At 73.6% G+C, this 20,793-nt stretch carries 3 protein-coding genes; all 3 read right to left on the bottom strand.

The annotated features are described in order from the left end of the window. Positions 1-5: 5 nt before the first annotated feature. Positions 6-5,555, bottom strand: a complete 5,550-nt coding sequence (locus ACZ7OY_RS34125; protein ID WP_471915152.1) for an SDR family NAD(P)-dependent oxidoreductase — start codon at positions 5,553-5,555, stop codon at positions 6-8. Positions 5,556-5,590: 35 nt separating this feature from the next. Then, a complete protein-coding gene (locus ACZ7OY_RS34120; protein WP_471915050.1) occupies positions 5,591-16,513 on the bottom strand; it encodes an SDR family NAD(P)-dependent oxidoreductase in 10,923 nt (3,640 codons plus the stop codon). A 71-nt stretch (positions 16,514-16,584) separates the two neighbouring features. Then, a partial coding sequence (locus ACZ7OY_RS34115) for a type I polyketide synthase (protein WP_471915151.1) occupies positions 16,585-20,793 on the bottom strand: 4,209 nt, incomplete at its 5' end.

Genomic DNA, 20,793 nt, shown 5'->3' with positions numbered 1-20,793 from the left:
ATGAGTCAGTGGGAGCCGAGCTCTTGGTCGATGAGGTCGAACATCTCGTCGTCGGTGGCGGCGTCGATCCGGTCCAGGTCGAGGTCGCGATCGATGCCGGGGCCCGCGTCGGCGGTGTTCGCCGCGGCATCCTGGTGGGTGTCCGTCCACTTCCAGAGCAGCGCCTTGAGCCGGGCGGTGACCTTGTCCCGTACCGGGTCCTCCGGGGCGAGGGCGGTGAGCTGCGCCTCCAGCCGGTCCAGTTCGGCGAGCACGGGCGGGGCCTCGGCCGTGAGGTCGAGCACCAGGTCCTTGTGGAGGAGCCGGGCGATCGCGACCGGGTTGGGGTGGTCGAAGACGAGGGTGGGCTTGAGCCGGAGCCCGGTCGCGGCCCTGAGCCGGTTGCGCAGTTCCACGGCGGTCAGGGAGTCGAAGCCGATGTCCTTGAAGGCCGTGGTGGGCTCGATGCGGGCGGCGGTGGCGTGGCCGAGGGCGGCTGCCGCCTGATGGCGCACCAGGTCCAGCAGGACCTTCTCCTGGTCGGCCTCCGGTATCCCGGCGAGGCGGCGGGCCAGTGCGGTGGTCCCTGCGGCCGGGGCGCCGTCGGCCGCGGCGCCGGTGTCGCCGACGAGGCCGCGGAGGACGGCGGGCAGCATGCCGGAGCGGGCCATGGCGCGCAGTCCCGGAACGTCCAGCCGGACCGGCACGATCACCGGCCGGTCCGCGGTGAGAGCGGCGTCGAACAGGGCCAGCCCCTCCGCCGGGGTGAACGGTACGACTCCGGCCCGCCCCATCCGGCTGCGGTCGGTGTCGGTGATCCGGTCGCCCATGCCGCCGTTGTCCGTCCACAGGCCCCACGCCAGCGAGGTGCCGGGCAGGCCCTCGGCCCGGCGCTGCCGCGCCAGTCCGTCCAGGAAGGCGTTCGCGGCGGCGTAGCCGGCCGCGCCGGCGCTGCCCAGGACTCCGGCCAGGGAGGAGAAGAGCACGAAAGCGGAGAGGTCCAGGTCCCGGGTCAGCTCGTGCAGGTGCAGCGCCCCGTCGGCCTTCGGCCGCAGCACGGTGTCGAGGCGCTCCGGGGTCAGGGCGGTGACCACGCCGTCGTCCAGGGCCGCCGCCGCGTGCACCACGGCCACGAGCGGGTGCTCCGCCGGGACGCAGGCCAGCAGTTCGGCGAGGGCGTCCCGGTCCGCGATGTCGCAGGCGGCCACGTCGACGTGCGCGCCCAGTTCGGAGAGGGCGGCGACGAGTTCGCCGATGCCTTCGGCCGCGGGGCCGCGACGGCCGGCCAGCAGCAGCCGCCGTGCGCCGTGTTCGGTGACGAGGTGCCGGGCGAGCGATCGTCCGAGGCCACCGGTCGCGCCGGTGATCAGCACGGTCCCCTCGGGGTCCCACGCGTGACCGGTGGGCTCCTCGGGCGGGGTGACCCGGACGAGACGCGGCACGTACAGCTTCCCGTCGCGCACCGCGGCCTGCGGCTCGTCCAGGGCGGCGAGCGCGGCGGCCAGCGCCGGGTCGAGGCCGCCGTTCGTGACCACGGCGCCGTTCGTGACCACGCCCCCGTTGGTGACCAAGCCCCCGCTGGTGACCGAGTCGTCCGCGTCGACGAGCAGGAGCCGGTCGGGGTGCTCGCTCTGGGCCGACTTCACGAGACCGGAGACCGCGACGTGCGCGAGGTCCGGGACTGTGCCGTCCAGCTCGACGGCTCCGCGCGTCATCACGACGAGCCTCGCGTCGGAGAACCGCTCGTCGGCGACCCACTCCTGGACAGCCGACAGCACTTCGGCCAGCAGCCCGCGTGTCGCCGCGGCGGTATCGCCCTCGCTCGGGGCGCAGGGCAGGAGGACGTGGGCGGGTGTGGCCGCACCGCCGTCGACGGCCATGCGGAGCGCGTCGAGGTCGGCGTGGGAACCCTCGTCGCCGAGGACCGCCCATTCGGCTTCGGCTTCGGCAGCGGTGGCGGGAGCGGGTGCGGAAGCCGCGGTGTGCTCGACCCAGTCGGTCTCGAACATCCAGTCCTGGTGCGCCACACGCGAGGCCAGCACCTGCTGCGTGGACATCGACCGGGTCCGGACGGACGCGACCGAGGCGACGGGAGAGCCGTCGGCGTCGCACAGCTCGATCGCCACCGCGTCGTCGTCGGCGGGCCGTATGCGTATGCGTACGGCCCCGGACCCCGGAATGTGCACGGACATGCCGCTCCAGGCGTGGGGCATGAGCACCTCGTCCGGGCCTTCGGCACGGTGCGACGCCACCATGCCGAGGGCGGCGTCCAGCAGTACGGGGTGCAGGGCGTAGCGGTCCGCCCGGTCCCGCTCCGCGGCAGTCAGTACGGCCTCGGCGTACAGCTCGTCCCCGGCGCGCCAGGCGGCGCGCAGCCCCGGACGGCCCTCGACGTCCACGGGTTCGGCACCCGTCGGCGGCCACATCGTCATGTCGTACTCCGGCGCCGGAGCGTTCCGGGTGAGCTCTCCGGTGGCGTGGCAGACCCACGGCTCGCCGGTGCCGCCCGCGGCGGGCCGGCTGAAGACGCGTACCGAGCGCCGGTCAGGGTCGTCGCCTGGACCGACCTGCACCTGGATGCGGACGGCGCCCTGTTCGGCCAGGACCAGCGGGACGTCCACGTCCAGCTGTTCCAGGTACGGGATCCCGGCCTGCCGTCCCGCGGACAGGGCGAACTCCACGAACGCGGCGACCGGCAGCACCGGCACGCCGCCGACCGTGTGTTCCGCGATCCAGGGCATGTCGACCGGGGACAGCCGGCCGGTGAACAGCACGTCCTGCGTACCGGCGGTCTCCACCACCGCGCCGAGCAGGGCGTGGCCGGAGGAGTCCAGGCCCGCCGAGGAGACGTCGAGCGCGGCCGTACCCGACAGCCAGTAGCGCTCGCGCTGGAAGGCGTACGTGGGCAGGTCGACGCGGCGGGCACCGGGGAACAGCTGGTGCCAGTCCGGGGAGACACCGTGCGCATGCAACTGCCCGAGGGCGAGAGTGAGCGCCCGGGGTTCGGGACGGTCGTGACGCAGGGCGGGAACGGTGACGATGTCCACGTCGTCGAGGCAGCCCTGGGCGAGAGCACTCAGCACGCCACCGGGGCCGATCTCCACGAACGTGGTCACACCCAGCTCGTGCAGGGTCCGCACACCGTCGGCGAAACGGACCGCCTCACGGACATGCCGCACCCAGTACTCGGGCGTGTACGCCTCGGCAGGCCGGCCGGTGAGGTTGGAGACCACCGGGATCCGGGGCGCGCTGAACGTCAGACCGCGGACGACGTCGGCGAACTCCTCCAGCATCGGATCCATCAACGGCGAATGGAACGCGTGACTCACCTTCAGCCGGGACGTCTTACGACCTTGAGCGGCGAACACCTCGGCAATCGCCGCAACCGCGTCCTCCGCACCCGAAATGACCACAGAGCCAGGGCCGTTGACCGCCGCGATGCCGACCTCGTCGGTCAGGTGCGGCAGCACCTCGTCCTCGGTGGCCTGGACCGCCACCATCGCGCCGCCGACGGGCAGTGCCTGCATCAGCGCGGCACGCGCCGACACCAGCCTCGCCGCGTCCTCCAGCGACAACACGCCCGCGACATGAGCGGCCGCGATCTCACCCACCGAATGCCCGGCCACAAAGTCCGGCCGCACACCCCACGATTCGAGAAGCCGGAACAACGCCACCTCGAGGGCGAACAACGCGGGCTGTGCCGAACCCGTCCGGTGCAACTCCTCCGAGTCGACATCGACCGGCGCGTCCAGGAGCGCGCACACCTCGTCGTACGCCGCGGCGAACACCGGGTACGCCGCGTACAGTTCGCGCCCCATCCCCAGCCGCTGCGAGCCCTGGCCCGAGAACAGGAACCCGACCTTGGCCCGGTCGGCCCCGGCGCGCCCGGTCACCACCTGCGCCGCGGGCTCGCCCGCAGCGAGGGCGGTCAGCCCCGCGCGCAGCTCTTCCCCGTCGGCTCCGACGACCGCCGCCCGGTGCTCCAGCGCCGAGCGGGTGGCCGCCAGCGAGAACCCCACGTCGGCCGGGGACACGGCCGCCGACTCCACGGACGACAGCAGTCGTCGTGCCTGCTCCCGCAGCGCTTCCCCGGTCTTCGCGGAGAGTACCCATGGCACCACCGTGGTCCGGGCCCGCGGCAGTTCCCCGGCCGCACCCTCGCCGTCGGTCCCGCCGTCGGCCGGGTCCTGGGCCTCCGGTTCGGGCGCCTGCTCGACGACGACGTGCGCGTTGGTGCCGCTGATCCCGAACGAAGAGATCCCGGCCCGGCGAGGGTGATCGGTCTGCGGCCATGCGGTCGCCTCGGTCAGCAGCTCGACCGAACCGGCCGACCAGTCGACCTGCGGGGTCGGCCGGTCCACGTGGAGCGTCTTCGGCAGCAAACCGTGCTGCATCGCCAGCACCATCTTCATGACGCCGGCGACGCCCGCGGCGGCCTGCGTGTGGCCGATGTTGGACTTCAGCGAGCCGAGCAGGAGCGGTCGTTCGCGTTCTTGTCCATAGGTCGCAAGCAGCGCCTGCGCCTCGATCGGGTCGCCGAGGTTCGTGCCCGTGCCGTGTGCTTCGACGGCGTCGACCTCCTCGGCGGACAGCCGGGCGCCGGCCAGCGCTTCGAGGATCACGCGCTGCTGCGAGGGGCCGTTGGGCGCGGTCAGGCCGTTGGACGCGCCGTCCTGGTTGACGGCGCTGCTCCGGACGACGGCGAGCACTTTGTGGCCGAGCCGGCGGGCGTCCCGCAGCCGCTCCACGAGCAGCAGGCCGGCGCCTTCGGACCAGGACGCGCCGTCCGCCGCCGCCGCGAAGGACTTGCAGCGGCCGTCGGGGGCGAGTCCGCGCTGGCGGCTGAACTCGATGAAGGCGCTCGGGCCCGCCATGACCGTCACGCCGCCGGCGAGTGCCAGGGAGCACTCGCCGCCCCGCAGCGCCTGCACGGCCAGGTGCAGGGCGACGAGCGAGGACGAGCAGGCGGTGTCGACGGTGACCGCGGGGCCCTCGAATCCGAAGGTGTAGGCGATGCGCCCGGAGGCGACGCTGCCGGAGTTGCCGGTGCTCATCAGCCCCTCGACCCCTTCGGGGAGGACGCCGGGTGTGAAGCCGTAGTCGTGGTACATGAGGCCGGCGAAGACGCCGGTGCGGCTGCCCTTGAGGCCGGCGGGGTCGATGCCCGCGTGCTCGAAGGCCTCCCAGGCGGTCTCCAGCAGCAGCCGCTGCTGCGGGTCCATGGCCAGCGCCTCCCGCGGCGAGATCCCGAAGAAGTCCGCGTCGAAGTCGGCCGCGTCGTGCAGGAAGCCACCGTGCCGGGTGCAGACCTTGCCGGGCTGCTCGGGGTCGGGGTCGTAGAGCGTGTCGACGTCCCAGCCTCGGTCCTCGGGGAACTGCGAGATGGCGTCTTCGCCCTCGGCCAGCAGCCGCCACAGCTGTTCGGGGGAGCCGACGCCGCCGGGGAACCGGCAGCTCATGCCCACAATGGCGATCGGCTCCTGGTCACGGGCCTCCAGTTCGCGCACTCGCCGCCGGACCTGGCGCAGGTCCGTGGTGGCCCGCTTGAGGTAGTCCCGGAGCTTGTCCTCGTTCATCATCGGTGTCGCCCGCCCCCTTTGGCCTGCGCAGTTCAGGAGATGCCGAGTTCGTCGTCGAGGAGCTCGTACAGCTCTTCGTCGCTCGCCGAGCTGAGGTCGTCTTCGTCCCCGGCTCCGCCGGCGCCTCCCGGATCGGCCGGCTCGTCCCCGTTCCAGCGGGCGAGCAGCGCCTGGAGACGCATGTTGATCTTGGTGCGGGTGATGTTGTCGACGCCGTCCGCTCCGGTGCCGTCGAGGGCGCCGTCGAGGGCGGCGGCGAGGCGGTCGAGCTCGTCGAAGACCGGTGCCGTCCCGGCCGTACCACCGGGGAGGTCCTTCAGCACCCGTCGCGCGAGCGCCGCGGGCGTCGGGTGGTCGAAGACCAGCGTCGCGGGCAGCCGCAGGCCGGTGGCCTGGTTCATCCGGTTGCGGAGCTCCACCGCGGTCAGCGAGTCGAAGCCCAGGTCGCCGAAGGCCTGGTCGGGCTGGACGGCCTTGGCCGAGCTGTGGCCGAGGACGGCGGCGACCTCGGAGCGGACGAGGTCCAGGACCGCCTCTTCGCGCTCGCTCTCGGGCAGGCCCGCGATCCGTTGCGCCAGCGGTACGGGAGTCGCCCGGTCGATGCGCCGCGGCCGGCCGCCGACGAGCGCCCTGAGCAGCGGTGGCACCGGTGCGTTCGCGTTCCGCAGGGCGGCGAGGTCCAGCCGTGCGGCCACCACCAGGGGCTCCTGCAGCGCGAGTGCGGCGTCGAGGAGTTCCAGGCCGTCCTCGTCGGACAGGGGCAGCACGCCGCCGCGGGCGAGCCGGGTCCGGTCGGCGCCGCCGAGGCCCTCGGTCATGGTGCCGGTGCGCTGCCACAGGCCCCACGGCAGTGACACCGCGGGCAGCCCCTGGGCGCGGCGGTGCCGGGCGAAGGCGTCGAGGAAGGCGTTGGCCGCGGCGTAGTTGGCCTGGCCGGGGGTGCCGAGCGTACCCGCGAGCGAGGAGAAGACCACGAACGCCGAGACGTCGCCCGCCAGTTCGTGCAGATTCAGCACCGCGTCGACCTTGGGTCGCAGCACCTTCTCCAGGCGCTCCGGCGTGAGCGAACCGATCACGCCGTCGTCGAGGACGCCGGCCGTGTGGACGACGGCCGTCACCGGCGTCCCGGACAGCACCTCGGCGAGGGCGTCCCGGTCGGCCACGTCGCAGGCCGCCCAGCGCACTTCGGCACCCGCGGCGGTCAGTTCCGCCCGGAGCTCCGCCGCGCCCTCGGCGTCCGCGCCGCGCCGGCTCATCAGCAGCAAGCTGCGTACGCCGTGCTCGGCGACCAGGTGCCGGGCGACGAGCCCGCCCAGGGCGCCGGACGCGCCGGTCAGGAGCACCATGCCGGTCCCGAAGTCCGGGGTGGCCCGTGGGGAGTCGGCGGCGGCCCTGGCGAGCCGGGGCAGCAGGAGCGCGTCGCCGCGCAGCGCGGCCTGCGGCTCCCCGGAGGCGAGGAGCCGGGGGACGGCCGTCGCCACGGCCCGCTCCCCGTCGGCGCTCGGGTCGATGTCGAGAAGGACGATGCGGTCCGGGTTCTCCGACTGTGCCGACCGGACCAGGCCCCACACGGCCGCCTGCACCGGGTCGCCCGCTTCCGGCTCGTCCCCGGCGGCGACCGCGCCCCGGGTCACCAGCACCAGGCGGGCGGGCCGGTCCTCGGCCGGCCACCACTGCACCAGCCGGAGCACTTCGGCGAGGACGCTCCGGACCCGTTCGGCATCGGTACCCGACCCGCCGGGGCAGGGGACGACGACGGCGTCCGTGTCCGCCTGCGCCCCGGTCTCCGCCGCGGGGGCGGCGAGGAGCTCGGCGATGTCGTCGTAGGTCCGTACGACCCTTGTCCGCGCGTCGGCCGTGGCGACGAGCGGTGCCCACTCCACGGTGAACAGGGAGTCCCGGGAGCTCGTGCGCAGCTGCTCGGCCGACACCGGGCGCAGCGTCAGCGACTCGACCGAGATGACGGGACGGCCCGTGCCGTCGGCGGCCTCCAGCCGTACCGTGTCCCCGCCGGCCGGGGAGAGCCGTACCCGCAGGCCCGCCGCTCCGGTTCCGTGCAGTGTGACGCCGGACCACGCGAAGGGCAGCAGGGGCCCATCCGCGGCCGGTACGAGGCCACCCGCGCCCAGCGCGTGCAGCGCGGAGTCGAGCAGGGCCGGGTGCACGCCGAACGCGTCGGCGTCCGCCTGCGCCTCGTCGGTGACGGCGAGTTCGGCGTAGACCGCGTCGTGGCCGCGCCAGGCGGCACGCAGCCCCTGGAAGAGCGGGCCGTAGCTCAGGCCGAGGTCCGCCAGCCGGTCGTAGAAGCCGTCCAGGTCCACCGGCCGGGCGTCGGCCGGGGGCCAGCTGCTCAGATCGGTCCCGGCGGGGGACGCGCCGGTGGTGAGGGTGCCGGTGGCGTTGCGGATCCAGGGGCCGTCCCCGGCTCGCGAGTGCACGCTCAGCGGGCGGCGGCCGGAGGCGTCCTGGGCACCCACGAGGACCTGGAGCGCGACGCCGCCGTGCTCGGGCAGCACCAGCGGTGCCTGCAGGGTGAGTTCCTCGACCAGGTCGCAGCCGGTCTCGGCCGCCGCGTGGGCGGCCAGTTCCACGAAGGCCGTGCCCGGCAGCAGCACCGTGCCCAGCACCGCGTGGTCGGCCAGCCAGGGCTGGGCCCGCAGGGACAGCAGCCCGGTCAGCAGGTGGCCGCCGGCGTCCGGCAGCTCCACCGCCGCGCCCAGGAACGGGTGGTCGGCGGCGTCCAGCCCGGCCGTTCGCACGTCACCGGCCGGGGCGCCCGCCTCCAGCCAGTACCGCTCGTGCTGGAACGCGTAGGTCGGGAGGTCGACGCGGCGCGCGCCCGGCAGGACGGCGTCCCAGTCGATGGCGACACCGCGCACGTGGGCCTGGGCCAGGGCCAGCATCAGCCGACTCCGTCCGCCGTCGCGGCGGCGCAGTGTCGGTACGACCACGGCGTCCGCGTCGGCGGCCTCTATGGCGTCCTGGATGCCCGCCAGCTGGACGGGGTGCGGACTGACTTCGACGAACACGTCGTGCCCGTCGGCCAGAGCGGCCCGGATCGCGTCGTGGAACCGTACCGTCTGCCGCATGTTGCGGTACCAGTAGCCGGAGCCCAGCTCGTCCGCGGCCAGTTTCCCGCCCGTCACCGTGGAGTAGAAGGGCACGGAGCCGGGGAGCGGGCTGATGCCGGCGAACCCCTCGTTCGCCTGCGCTTCGACGCGTTCGATCTGCGGCGAGTGCGCGGCGTAGTCGACGGCGACCTTGCGGGCCTGGATGCCCTCCTGCCGGCAGTGTTCGAGGAGTTCGTCGAGGGCGTCGGTGTCCCCGGAGACCACGACGGTGGCGGGCCCGTTCACGGCGGCGATGCCGAGCCGGCCGGTCCACCGGCCGACCAGTTCCCGTGCCTGCTCGTCCGGGAGCGGCACCGAGGCCATGGCGCCGCGGCCCTGGAGTTCGCGGACCGCGAGGCTGCGCCGCACCACGATGCGCGCTCCGTCCTCCAGGGAGAGCGCTCCGGCGATCACCGCCGCGGAGACCTCGCCCTGGGAGTGCCCGACGACCGCGTCGGGGCTCACTCCGAAGGAGCGCCACACCTCGGCGAGGGCGACCGTCATCGCCCACAGCACGGGCTGCAGCACGTCGACCCGGTCCTGTTCGACCTCGGAGGTGCCGCGCAGCACCGAGGTCAGCGACCAGTCCACGTGCGGCGCGAGGGCGCGTTCGCAGGCTTCGATCCGGTCGCGGAAGACCGGGAAGGTCTCCAGCAGTTCGGCGGCCATGCCCACCCACTGCGACCCCTGCCCGGGGAAGACGAAGACGGTCCTGCCGCCGGTGCGTGCGGTCCCGGTCACCACGCCGGGCGGCGTGGCGCCGTCGGCGACACCGGCCAGTCCCCGACGGAGCTCTTCGGGGCTCTCCGCGACCACCACGGCGCGGTGTTCGAAGGCCGCCCTGGTCGTGGCCAGCGAGTACGCCGCGTCGGCCGCCGGAACCACCTCGCCGTCGTCGCTCCTGTGGTCGTCGCCGTCGTCGGCAAGTTCGTTGTCGTTGTCGGCAAGGTCGTTGTCGTCGTCGTCCAGGTAGGACGCGAGGCGGGCGGCCTGGGCCCGCAGCGCCGCCTCGGTCCTGCCGGAGAGCACCCACGGCACGGCCGAGCCGGCGCCGGGCGCCGGGGGCAGTTCCTCGGTCGCGGGGGCCTGCTCGATGATCGTGTGGGCGTTGGTGCCGCTGACGCCGAAGGACGACACGGCAGCACGGCGCGGGCGGTCCGTCTCCGGCCAGTCGACGGCCTCCGTCAGCAGCCGCACGGCGCCCGCCGACCAGTCCACGTGCGGCGTCGGCTCGTCCACGTGGAGCGTCTGCGGCAGCACACCGTGCCGCATCGCCATCACCATCTTGATCACACCGGCCACGCCCGCCGCGGCCTGCGTGTGACCGATGTTGGACTTCAGCGAGCCCAGCCACAACGGCCGGTCGCCGTCCCGTCCCTGGCCGTACGTGGCGATCAGCGCCTGCGCCTCGATCGGGTCACCCAGCCTGGTGCCCGTACCGTGCGCCTCCACCGCGTCGACGTCGGCGGTGGTGAGGCCCGCGGAGGTGAGTGCCTGCCGGATCACCCGCTGCTGCGAAGGGCCGTTGGGCGCGGTCAGACCGTTGGACGCACCGTCCTGGTTCACCGCGCTTGCCCGCACGACGGCCAGCACCCGGTGGCCGTTGCGCTCCGCGTCGGACAGCCGCTCCACCAGCAGCATGCCGACGCCCTCCGCCCAGCCCGTGCCGTCGGCACCGGCCGCGAACGCCTTGCACCGGCCGTCGGGCGACAGCCCCCGCTGCCTGCTGAACTCCACGAAGACCGTCGGACCGGCCATGACCGTGACGCCCCCGGCCAGCGCCATCGTGCACTCGCCGCTGCGCAGCGCCTGGACGGCCAGATGGAGGGCGACGAGCGACGACGAGCACGCCGTGTCGACCGTGACCGCCGGACCCTCCAGGCCGAACGTGTAGGACACGCGCCCGGAGGCGACGCTGCCGGAGACTCCGGTGGTGAGTAGGCCCTCGACGCCCTCGGCCGGTTCGCGCGGGCCCTGGCCGTAGTCGTGGTACATCAGGCCCGTGAAGACGCCGGTACGGCTGCCGCGAACTGTCGTCGGGTCGATCCCGGCGCGTTCGAACGCCTCCCAGGACGCCTCCAGGAGCAGCCGCTGCTGCGGGTCCATCGCCAGGGCCTCGCGAGGGCTGATGCCGAAGAAGCCGGCGTCGAACTCGGCCGCCTCGTGCAGGAAGCCGCCGTCGCGCGCGTAGGACTTGCCGAGACGCTCGGGGTCGGGGTCGTAGAGCCCGTCGACGTCCCAGCCACGGTCGTCCGGGAACCGGGAGATGCCGTCCCGGCCGGAGGCCACCAGCCGCCACAGGTCCTCCGGCGAGCGGACCCCGCCCGGGAGGCGGCAGCTCATGCCGACGATGGCGATCGGCTCGTCGGCGGCGGCCGCGGCCTGCCGCACCGGGGTCGCGGCCGTGGCGGCCGGGGCCTCGCCGAGGAGTTCGGTGCCGATGTACCGCGCGAGGGCGGCCGGGGTGGGGTGGTCGAAGACGAGGGTGGCGGACAGACGCAGGCCGGTGGCGGTGGAGAGCCGGTTGCGCAGTTCCACGGCCGTCAGCGAGTCGAAGCCCAGGTCCTGGAAGGCGTGCGCGGGCTGTACGCCCCGGGGCGAGGAGTGACCGAGCACGGCGGCGGACTCGGCCCGGACCAGTTCCAGGAGGGCCTCGTCGCGCTCGTCGGCGGCCAGTCCTGCGAGGCGTTCGGCCAGGGATCCGGTGGCGGCTCGCTGGGCCGCGCCACGTAGGGAGACGCGGACGAGTCCGCGCAGCGGGGCCGGTACGGTTTCCGCCCCCCGGTTGCGCAGGGCGGCGGTGTCGAGACGGACGGGGACGAGCACGGGCTCGTCGGAGGCGAGAGCCGCGTCGAACAGCCTCAGGCCTTCCTCGGTGGCGAGCGGCAGGATGCCGGAGCGCGCCATCCGCGACCTGCCCGTCGCGTCGAGGGCGTCGGCCATGGCGCCCTCCTGCTCCCACAGGCCCCACGCCAGTGAGACCGTGGGCCGCCCCTGGGCGTGGCGGTACCGGGCGAAGGCGTCGAGGAAGGCGTTGGCCGCGGCGTAGTTGCCCTGGCCGGGGTTGCCGAAGACGCCCGCCGCGGAGGAGAACAGCACGAACGTCGTGTTCTGGCCGGTGAGCTCGTGCAGGTTGAGTACGGCGTCGGCCTTGGGCGCGAGGACGGCGCCCATACGCTCCGGGGTGAGCGCGGCGATCACGCCGTCGTCGAGCACGCCGGCGGTGTGCACGACGGAGTCGACCGGGACGGCGGCCAGCAGCCGGGCCAGGGCGTCACGGTCGGCGAGGTCGCAGGCGGCCCACGTCGCTTCGGCGCCGAGCGCCGCGAGTTCGGCCTTCAGGTCCGCGGCGCCCGGGGCGTCCGCGCCACGGCGGCTGACGAGCAGCAGCCGGCGCACGCCGTGTCCGGTCACCAGATGACGGGCAAGGGTTCGGCCCAGCGCGCCGGAGGCACCGGTGAGCAGCACGGTGCCGAGGCCGGAGGCAGCGCCCTCGGCGAGGACGGAAGCACCGTCCTCGGCGGGGGCGGAAACACCGTCCTCGGCGAGGGCGGAGGCAGCGCCCTCAGCGGGGGCGGAGGCAGCGCCCTCAGCGGGGGCGGAGGCAGCGCCCTCGGCGGGGGCGGAGGCCGCTTCGTCCGCGGGGCCGGTGGACGCGTCCTTCGCAAGACCGTCGGCTGCGTCCTCTGTTGCCGGGGAGGCGGCGCGGGCCAGGCGCGGTGCGCCGACCTCTCCTTCGCGGACGACGACGTGGGGCTCGCCGGACAGCACGATGCCGGGCACGAGCGCCACCGCCTCATCCGGGCGGTCGGTTTCGAGCAGCACGATCCGGCCGGGGTTCTCCGCCTGGGCCGAGCGCACCAGTCCGCCCGCCGCGGCGTGCGCGAGGTCGTCGCAGCGCGCCACCAGCACAAGACGCGGCGTCCGGTCCTCGGCGAACCAGCGCTGGACCAGCCGCAGCACGTCGGTGGTGACCGCACGGACCCGCTCGGCCCCGGTCGCCCCTTCCGGGCCGTCGGGGCACGGGACCACGACCACGTCCGGCTGCGAGGGCCCGTCGGCCTCGGCCAGCGCGGCGATGTCCGGAACGTACGCGACCGCCGTTCCGGCCGCGTCGGTGGAGGGCAGGGTCAACGGCACCCGCTCGACGGTGAACATCGTGTCACCGGAGCGCTTGCGGAACTGCTCGGCCGACATCGCGCGCAGTGTCAGCGACTCGACGGACGCCACCGGCTCGCCGGCGCCGTCGGCCACCAGCAAGGACACCGCGTTCGTTCCGGCCGGCGCCAGCCTGACCCGTACGGTGGACGCGCCCGTGGCGCGCACGGACACCCCGGACCAGGCGAACGGCAGGAGCGGCCCGTCCGCTTCGCCCACGGGGAAACCGCTCGCGCCGATCGCGTGCAGCGCCGCGTCCAGCAGAGCCGGGTGCAGGAGGAAGGAACCGGTGTCCGTGCCGTCGGGGAGCGCGACTTCCGCGAAGACCGCCTCGCCCGCGCGCCAGGCGCTCCGCAGTCCGCGGAACGCCGGTCCGTAGGCCAGGCCGAGGGCGGCCAGCCGGTCGTAGAAACCGTCGAGGCCGACCGGCTCGGAGCCCGGCGGCGGCCACGTCGTGAGCGCCCGGCCCCCGGTCGCGGCACCCGCCGCTTCGGTCCCCACGGTGACGAACCCGGTCGCGTGGCGGACCCACGGCAGGTCGGCGTCGTCCTCGGGGCGCGAGTGCACGGTCAGCGGCCTGCGGCCGGTGCCGTCGGCCGCGCCGACCCACACCTGGACCGCGACGCCGCCCTGCTCGGGTACCACCAGGGGCGCTTCGAGGGTGAGGTCCTCCAGCAGTTCGCAACCAACTTCGTCGGCGGCGCGCACGGCCAGTTCGACGAACGCGGTGCCCGGCAGCAGCACGGTTCCGAGCACGGCGTGGTCGTTCAGCCACGGGTGCGTGCGCAGGGACAACCGACCGGTCAGCAGCCGCTCGTCGCCGCCGGCCAGACTGACGGCGGCGCCGAGCAGCGGGTGGTCGGCCGAACCCAGGCCGGCGGCGCGGACGTCGCCGGGAGCGGCGGGTAAGGCGTCGAGCCAGTAGTGCTCGTACTGGAAGGCGTAGGTGGGCAGGTCGACGCGGCGGGCGCCGGGGAAGAAGGCGTGCCAGTCCGGGGAGACACCGTGTGCGTGCAGTTCGGAGACGGCGGCGACGAGTGCGGCCCGCTCGGGGCGGTCGGCGCGCAGAGCGGGCACGGTGACGATGTCCGCGTCGTCGTCCAGGCAGCCTTGGGCGAGGCCGCTCAGCACGCCCCCCGGCCCGATCTCGACGAACGTCGTCACGCCCAGGTCGTGCAAGGTCCGGACGCCGTCGGCGAAGCGGACCGCCTCACGGACGTGCCGGACCCAGTACTCCGGCGTGTAGGCCGCGGCCAGGCGGCCGGTGAGATTGGAGACCACCGGAATACGCGGCTTCCCGAAGGCCAGCCCGCGAACGACCCCCGCGAACTCCTCCAGCATCGGGTCCATCAACGGCGAATGGAACGCATGACTGACCTTCAACCGGGACGTCTTACGACCCTGCTCCCGGAAGACCTCGGCGATCCCGGTGACCGCGCCCTCCTCGCCGGACACCACGACCGACCGGGGACCGTTGACCGCCGCGATGCCGACACCGTCGGTGAGATGCGCAAGGACTTCGTCCTCGGCGGCCTGGACGGCGACCATCGCCCCGCCGACGGGCAGCGCCTGCATCAGCGCGGCACGCGCCGACACCAGCCTCGCCGCATCCTCCAGCGACAACACCCCGGCCACATGCGCGGCCGCGATCTCACCCACCGAGTGACCGGCCACGTAATCCGGCCGGACACCCCACGACTCCAGGAGCCGAAACAACGCCACCTCGAACGCGAACAGTGCGGGCTGGGCGGCGCCCGTGTGGTGCAGTTCTTCCGAGCCGACGTCGACGGGGGCGTCCAGAAGCGCGCACACCTCGTCGTACGCGGCGGCAAACACCGGGTACGACGCGTACAACTCGCGCCCCATACCGATCCGTTGCGATCCCTGACCCGAGAACAAGAACCCGACGCGCCCGCCGGTGCCGGAGAGACCGCGCGCGACGCCCCGGGCCGGGGAACCGGAGGCCACGGCCCGCAGTCCCTCGGCGAGTTCCGCCGGCGTCTCGCCCTGGACCACGGCGCGGTGCTCCAGGGCCGTGCGCGTCGTGGCGAGCGAGAACGCGACGTCGAGCGGGGGGACCTCGGCGTCCGTGCGAGACAGCAGGCGTTCGGCCTGTGCGCGCAGGGCCTCCTCGGTCTTGCCGGAGATCACCCACGGCACCGGTCCGCCCACGGCCGGGCGCACGGCGTCCGGGGTGACGATCGCGGCTGGGCGCGCGGCCTCCGGGGCGACGGCCGCGGCGCTCCCCGTGCCTTCCTCCGGCGCTTCCGGGGTCTCGGTGTCCTGTGCGAACGCTTCGGCCGACGGGGCTTCCTCGATGATCGTGTGCGCGTTGGTGCCGCTGATCCCGAAGGAGGAGATGCCGGCCCGGCGCGGCTGGTCCGACGCCGGCCAGGGCGTGCGCTCGGTGAGCAGCCGTACGGCGCCCGTCGACCAGTCGACGTGCGGGGACGGCGCGTCGACGTGCAGCGTGCGCGGCAGTTCGCCGTGGCGCATGGCCATGACCATCTTGATGATGCCCGCCACACCGGCCGCGGCCTGGGTGTGCCCGATGTTGGACTTGATCGAGCCCAGCCACAGCGGCTTGTCGCCGGGACGGTCCTGCCCGTACGTCGCGAGGAGCGCCTGCGCCTCGATCGGGTCGCCGAGCCGGGTGCCCGTGCCGTGCGCCTCCACCGCGTCGACCTGTGCGGTGGTCAGCCGGGCGGCGGCCAGGGCCTGGCGGATCACCCGTTGCTGGGAAGGGCCGTTGGGGGCGGTCAGGCCGTTGGACGCGCCGTCCTGGTTGACGGCGGAGCCCCGGACGACCGCGAGGATCTCGTGTCCGTTGCGGCGGGCGTCCGCGAGGCGCTCCACGAGCAGCAGGCCGGCGCCCTCGCCCCAGCCGGTGCCGTCGGCACCGGCCGCGAACGCCTTGCAGCGGCCGTCGGGCGCCAGTCCGCGCTGGCGGCTGAAGCCGACGAAGGTGGCGGGGCCGACCATCGCGGTGACACCGCCCGCCACGGCCAGCGAGCACTCGCCGTTGCGTAGCGACTGGACGGCCAGGTGCAGGGCCACCAGGGACGACGAGCAGGCCGTGTCGACCGTGACGGCCGGGCCTTCGAGGCCGAAGGTGTAGGCGACCCGGCCGGAGGCGACACTGCCCGAGGTACCCGTTCCCAGGTAACCCTCCAGGTCCTGCGGGGAGTTCTGGAGGGCGGCGAGGAACTCGTGGTTCATCACGCCGGCGAACACGCCGGTCCTGCTCCCCGCCAGCGACGCGGCATCGATACCGGCCCGCTCGAAGAGCTCCCACGACGTCTCCAGCAGCAGCCGCTGCTGGGGGTCCATGGCGAGCGCCTCGCGGGGCGAGATCCCGAAGAGGCCGGCGTCGAACCGCGCCAGGTCGCGCAGGAACGCGCCCTCACGGGCGTAGCTGGTCCCGCGGACCTCCGGGTCCGGGTCGTAGAGAGAGTCCAGGTCCCAGCCGCGGTCGGCGGGGAATTCCGAGACGGCGTCGCGGCCGCCCGCGACCAACTCCCACAGGTCCTCGGGCGAGTCGACCCCTCCGGGGTAGCGGCAGCTCATCCCGATGATGGCCACCGGCTCCCCGGCGGCGTCCTCGTAGTCACGGAGGCGCCGCCGGGTCTCCTGGAGATCTGCGGTGACTCGCTTCAGGAAATAGCGGAGCTTGTCTTCGTTCGCCACCGAAATCTTCCCCCACCCCTGCGAAGAATTGCCGGAATTCGGCAAGAGGTCACCGGACCGCGCCGGAGCGGTCAGGAAATCCCGAATTCCTTGCCGAGCAGATCGAATACTTCGTCGTCCGTGGCCGATTCCAGATCACTGCCGCCCGTACCAGGGTCTTCCTCGACCTGCGTCTTGCCGGATTCACCGGCAATCGCCAATACGGTCCGGAGCTTTGACACGATCCGGTCGCGAGTCTCACTCGCCGCCAACTTCGTGACCAATTCTCGTTCGACCCTGTCCAGATCGGCAAGTAGGGAATCCACTAGGGCTGGTTCGCCGGCCCCCGCCGTCTCCGCGAGCACGTGACGGGCCAGAAGAGTAGGTGTCGGGTGGTCGAAGAGCAGCGTCGCGGGGAGCCGCAGCCCGGTGGCCTTGTTCAGCCGGTTGCGCAGTTCGACGGCCGTGAGGGAGTCGAAGCCCAGGTCCTGGAAGGCGTGTTCCGGCCGGACCGTACGATCCGACACATGCCCCAGGACCACGGCCGCCTCGGCCCGGACCAGGTCCAGCACGGTCTTCTCCCGCTCGGCCTCCGGCAGTCCCGCCAGGCGCTGGGCCAGCGAGGATGCGGAGGGAGCGGCACCGGCCTGCACGGTCCTGCGGGCAACCGCGGCCGGCACGAGGGCGCGCAGTACCGGCGGTGCCTCACCGGTGCGCAGCACCCCAGTGTCGATGCGGGCCGGGGCGAGTACCGCCTCGTCCGAAGCCAGTGCCGCGTCGAACAGCCGCATCCCCTCCTCCGGAGGCAGCGGCAGCACGCCGCTGCGCGCCATCCGCGCCCGGTCGGTCTCGGCGAGGCCGTCCGTCATCGCACCGGGCTGTTCCCACACACCCCATGCCAGCGATGTGGCGGGCAGCCCCTCGCGGCGCCGCTGTGCGGAGAAGGCGTCGAGGAAGGAATTCGCCGCCGCGTAGCTCGCCTGACCGGCGCTGCCGACCAGGCCGGCGACGGACGAGAACACCACGAAGGCGGTCAGGCCCATTTCCCGGGTGCACTCGTGCAGGTTCAGCACGGCGTCCACCTTGGGGCGGAAGACCTCCTTCATCCTCTCCGGGGTGAGCGCGGCGATCACACCGTCGTCGAGGACGCCGGCCGTGTGCACCACGGCCGTGACCGGCGTACCGGACAACACCTCGGCGAGGGCGTCCCGGTCGGCCGCGTCGCAAGCCGCCCAACGCACCTCGGCGCCCCACGCGGCCAGTTCGGCCTCCAGCTCGACCGCACCAGGTGCATCCGCACCACGACGACTGAGCAGCAACAGGCTGCGCACACCATGCTCCGCGACCAGATGCCGGGCGAACAACCCGCCCAGTGCACCCGACGCACCCGTCACCAGAACAGTGCCGGAACCGAAATCCGGTGTGCCCGTAGCCGTGCCGACGGCCTTCACCAGACGCGGTACGAACACCTCCCCGCCGACCACCGCGACCTGCGACTCACCGGAAGCCAGCACGGCCGGCAGCACACCAACCGCTCCGTCGGTCTCCTCGGCCTCCACCAGCACGATCCGGTCCGGATCCTCCGACTGCGCGGACCGCACCAGCCCCCACACCGCAGCATGAGCCAGATCACCCGGACGCGTCACCAACACCAGACGCCCCGCACGCTCCCCCGCCAACCACCACTGCACCAGCGCCAGAACCTCACCCACGACACCGTGCACACGCTCCGCGGTCTCCGTACCTGACCCCGCCGGGCACGGAACGACCGTGACCACCGCGACTTCGGGAAGGGCCGGCTCGGCGGACAGGGCGGCCAGGTCCGCGTAGCTCCGCATATCGAGCCCGACGGCAGCGTCGACCTCGGTGAGGGCCGCGGGCTGCCATGCGAGGCCGAACAGCGAGTCTTCGGCACGCCTGCCGGAGCCGCCCGCCATGAGCAGTTGCTCGCGTGACACCGGCCGCAGCGACAGGGAGCCGACCGTGGCCACCAGACCACCCGAGGCGTCGGCCACGGTCAGCGACACCGCGTCCGTACGCGTGCGGGAGATCTTGACCCGCAGCGCCGTCGCCCCCGCGGCACGCACACCCACTTCGGACCAGGCGAAGGGCAGCAGCGACCCGTCGACGACGGGGACGAGTCCGCCCGCGCCGATCGCGTGGAGCGCCGCGTCCAGCAGCGCCGGATGCAGGGCGAACGCGCCCGCCTCCGTGCCCTCGGGAAGGACGACCTCGGCCAGAACGTCGTCCCCGCTGCGCCACACCGACCTCAGGCCCCGGAAAGCCGGGCCGTAGCCCAGGCCAAGTCCGTCCAGCTCCTCGTAGAACCCGGTCAGTTCGACGGCCTCGGCACCCGCCGGCGGCCACGCGCCGAGGTCCGCGCCGTGCGGCGGCTCGGGCAGTGCGTCCGTCAGGAAGCCGACCGCGTGCCGCACCCACGGCGCGTCGTCCGGGGCGTCCTCCCGTCGCGAGTGCACGCTCAGCGCGCGCCTACCGGGCTCCTCCTCGGCCCCGACCCACACCTGCACGGCCACACCACCGCGCTCCGGGACGACCAGCGGTGCCTCCAGCGTCAGGTCCTCGACCTGCGCGCAACCGGCCTCGTCGCCCGCACGCACCACCAGCTCCACCAGCGCGGTACCCGGCAGCAGCACGCTGTCCATGACCGTGTGGTCGGCAAGCCAGGGATGCGTCCTGAGCGACAGCCGCCCGGTGACCAGCAACCCGTCGGCTCCAGGCAGCGCGACCACCGCGCCGGCCAACGGGTGCTCCGCCGCTCCCAGTCCGAGTCCCGTGGCGGCGGCGCTGCCGGTGAACTCCTCGGGCGCGTCGAGCCAGTAGCGCTCGTACTGGAAGGCGTAGGTGGGCAGGTCGACGCGGCGGGCGCCGGAGAAGAGCGCCTGCCAGTCCGGCGAGACGCCGTGCACGTGCAGTTCGGCCAGCGCTGTGACGACGGACTGCGGCTCGGCGCGGTCGGTCCGTACGACGGGGACGGTGACGATGTCCGCGTCGTCGTCCAGGCAGCCTTGGGCGAGGGCGCTCAGCACACCGCCCGGACCGATCTCGACGAACGTCGTCACGCCCAGGTCGTGCAAGGTCCGGACGCCGTCGGCGAAGCGGACCGCCTCACGGACGTGCCGGACCCAGTACTCCGGCGTGTAGGCCGCGGCCAGGCGGCCGGTGAGATTGGAGACCACCGGAATACGCGGCTTCCCGAAGGCCAGCCCACGGACGACCCCCGCAAACTCCTCCAGCATCGGGTCCATCAACGGCGAATGGAACGCATGACTGACCTTCAGCCGGGACGTCTTACGACCCTGCTCCCGGAAGACCTCGGCGATCCCGGTGACCGCGCCCTCCTCACCGGACACCACAACGGACCGGGGACCATTGACCGCCGCGATGCCGACGCCGTCGGTGAGATACGCAAGGACTTCGTCCTCGGTCGCTTGGACGGCGACCATCGCCCCGCCGGCCGGCAGCGCCTGCATCAGCGCGGCACGCGCCGACACCAGCCTCGCCGCATCCTCCAGCGACAACACCCCGGCCACGTGCGCGGCCGCGATCTCACCCACCGAGTGACCCGCCACGTAATCCGGCCGGACACCCCACGACTCCAGGAGCCGAAACAACGCCACCTCGAACGCGAACAGCGCGGGCTGCGCCGATCCCGTCCGATGAAGCTCCTCCGAGCCGACGTCGACGGGGGCGTCCAGAAGCGCGCACACCTCGTCGTACGCCGTGGCGAACACGGGGTACGACGCGTACAGCTCGCGCCCCATACCGACCCGCTGCGAACCCTGACCCGAGAACAGGAACCCGACCTTGCCGCCGGTACCCGGTTCACCCAGGACGACCCGGGTGGACGAAGACCCTGCGGCCAGCGCGCGGAGCCCTTCGAGGAGATCGTCCCGGGTCTCCCCCACCACGGCAGCTCGGTGCTCCATGACCGAGCGTGCGGTCGCGAGCGAGAAGCCGACGTCGGCCGGCCGCAGTTCCGCGTTCGTGGCCAGGGACAGCAGACGCTCCGCCTGCGCCCGCAGCGCCGCCTCCGTCCTGCCCGACAGCACCCACGGCACGACCGCGCCGGAATCGGGCACGGGCGGCCGCTCCGCCGAAGCGGGCGCCTGCTCGACGAGCACGTGGGCGTTGGTGCCGCTGATGCCGAAGGACGACACGGCGGCCCGGCGCGGGCGGTCCGACTCGGGCCAGTCGACGGCCTCGGTCAGCAGTCGGACATCACCGGCCGACCAGTCCACGTGCGGCGTCGGCTCCTCGACATGAAGGGTCCGCGGCAGCAC

Source organism: Streptomyces sp. NPDC107559, from assembly GCF_055657365.1.
Note: the sequence above shows the minus strand (reverse complement) of the source record. Positions and strands in the feature narration are given on the sequence as shown.